The organism is Robiginitalea sp., assembly GCF_049588695.1.
Classification (GTDB): Bacteria; Bacteroidota; Bacteroidia; order Flavobacteriales; family Flavobacteriaceae; genus Robiginitalea.
The window spans coordinates 1-2,319 of sequence record NZ_JBAVZJ010000023.1 but is presented as its reverse complement, the minus strand read 5'-3'; the positions used below and the strand labels follow the sequence as shown (position 1 = coordinate 2,319).

The 2,319-nt window shown below is 36.3% G+C and carries 2 protein-coding genes; both read left to right on the top strand.

What is annotated here, in order from left to right; all coding sequences use genetic code 11:
* Positions 1 to 201: 201 nt before the first annotated feature.
* Positions 202 to 1,449 (top strand): DcaP family trimeric outer membrane transporter, encoded by a 1,248-nt coding sequence (locus WBV75_RS00375; RefSeq protein WP_424118685.1) that lies wholly within the window; start codon positions 202 to 204, stop codon positions 1,447 to 1,449.
* A 32-nt stretch (positions 1,450 to 1,481) separates the two neighbouring features.
* Positions 1,482 to 2,319: hypothetical protein (locus tag WBV75_RS00370; protein WP_424118684.1), on the top strand; the 838-nt coding region annotated here is incomplete at its 3' end.

Here is a 2,319-nt window from a genome sequence, read left to right as displayed (position 1 = left end):
CTTTTATTATACACGCTTTATTTGTTCATACAAGACATTTTAGACGATTGCCATAGTAACCACTACTATAAGTCTACTTTTCTTCCACTTTAGTCTATTGTACGAACACGCTGTTGCGACTACTTTTGTTGTTATACTCGATAATAATAACTAAATCAAGAAGAAAAAGGATTGCCTCACAAAAGGATTAAATCGATAGCGATGAAAAAAATAACAACACTATTGATCCTTATTTTTTTAGTTGCACTTAAAGGTGTGGCACAAGTTACAGATACGATACCAGCTCAAATAACTTCAAATCGTTCAGCAAAACAATTTGAAAGAGACACCCTTGAAACCCAAAAAGTAAGTCCACTGGATATTACAGATGACAGGGGTATTTATATATTAACGAAGGACGGTAACATGCAGCTCAGAATCCTTGGCTCGGTGCGTTTCGCGATAAATGATGATTTTGTGATTTTGCCTGTTCAAAATACCTTTAATACCTATTACATTCCTACAGGGGATGACAACATAAAGATTAATAACTTTAATAGCTCCCTTGGGCAGACGAGACTGGGGTTTGAGGTCAGTCGAAAACTAAAGAATAAAAATGTATTCATTCGGCTGGAAACAGATTTCAATGGCAAAGATGGCGCCTTTCGTATTCGCCATGCGTATGGTCAGATAGGCCACTTCTTGGTGGGGCAAACGTGGTCCCTTTTTAGCAATGTGTCCTCACTACCCGCCATGGTAGATGGCAACGGCCCTACCGGTAGTGTGACACTACGAACAGCGCAAGCTAGGTATAGTGGCACAAACAAAAAAGGGACAAATTGGGCGGTTGCCATGGAATATTCGCGGCCAGATTTAAATACAATTGATTTAGATACCACCGGTTTATCTATTGTACAGGTGATTCCTGATGTTACGGCAAGAATTGAACGCCAAGGCATTTTTGGAGCGGTACAATTATCCACAGTTCTTACAACCTTATCAATCAAAGACTCTAATAATAAGGTCTCCAATTCATTTGGATGGGGAGGGCAACTTTCAGGGACCATAGACTTCAAAAGACGGCACCAATTACTTTATCAGTTGACTTATGGGAGGTCAATTGCTCATTTTATTACAACATTCAGTGGAACCGGCAGGGATTTTATTTATAATCCCGAAACGAGAGAATTCGAGGGGTTAAATTCATTCGGCGGCTTTTTATCTTATGGTTTCGATTGGACAAAAAGTTTAAAGACAAATATTTCTGCAGGATATGCGGAATTGTCTAACAAGGAGTATCAACTTGGAGATACCTATAAAAATAGTATGAGTATGTCGTTAGATTCGTTCTGGACTATTGTAGATGGGCTAAAATTAGGTGTTGAATACGTATATGGCCAGCGCTGGAATAAGGATGGCAGTTCTGGAAATGCAAGCCGGATTTCGACTTTGTTCTACTATGATTTTTAAGACTAATTTATCACTGGATAATAATAAAGAAAGTGGGGAAATATAATAAATGTTTAATAATTGGGCTGTGCTTAATTACAAATGTTTTAAGCGCACAAAACTTTAAATACAACACGGATCAATTTGGAATCGAAGGCTCATTATTAGGAGGAGCAATAGTCGCTGGAGCAGATGATGCGAGTATGACATATTACAATCCAGCTGCAATTTATAATATTACTTCAGGAGCAGACATTTCATTAATACGCCCTAGTATTAACTCCTTTGGGTTTAAACAATTTTGGAATGAAGGAGAACAAAGTAAAATTAACACGATTTTTAATTTTAGACCCTTACAATTTTCATTTAAGTTAAAGGGTGAAAAATTCGACTTAGCTTTTTTAAAAATCAGCAAGAGCAATTGGAATGACCAATTTAGCGCCAAGCAGGAATTTGTTAATGATAATATACAACAAACAAACAATTTCCAATATCAGTATAGAGGAAATGATAATTGGTATGGTATTGGAACAAGTTTTGAACTGACACAAAATCTACACTTTGGTGTGAGCCAATTTGTGAGTATAGCAAATTACTCGTATCAAATTCAGGTTTTAAAACAAACTACGGATGTAAATTTGAATCCTGATGAGCCAACAGATTACTTTAATTCGTCCACAGATGGTAATTATGATAATGTAGGGCTAATTACCAAAATCGGGTTAATTTATGATACGGAAAAACATGACATTGGACTAACAATTACGACACCTACGTACCTTCATTTTTTTAAAGGAGGGGACTTCAATCAATCTAGAATAGATTTAAATTTAAATAACACAAGCATAGACGGGATAATAGATTTAGAACTTTCCACTAAAATAAAAACAC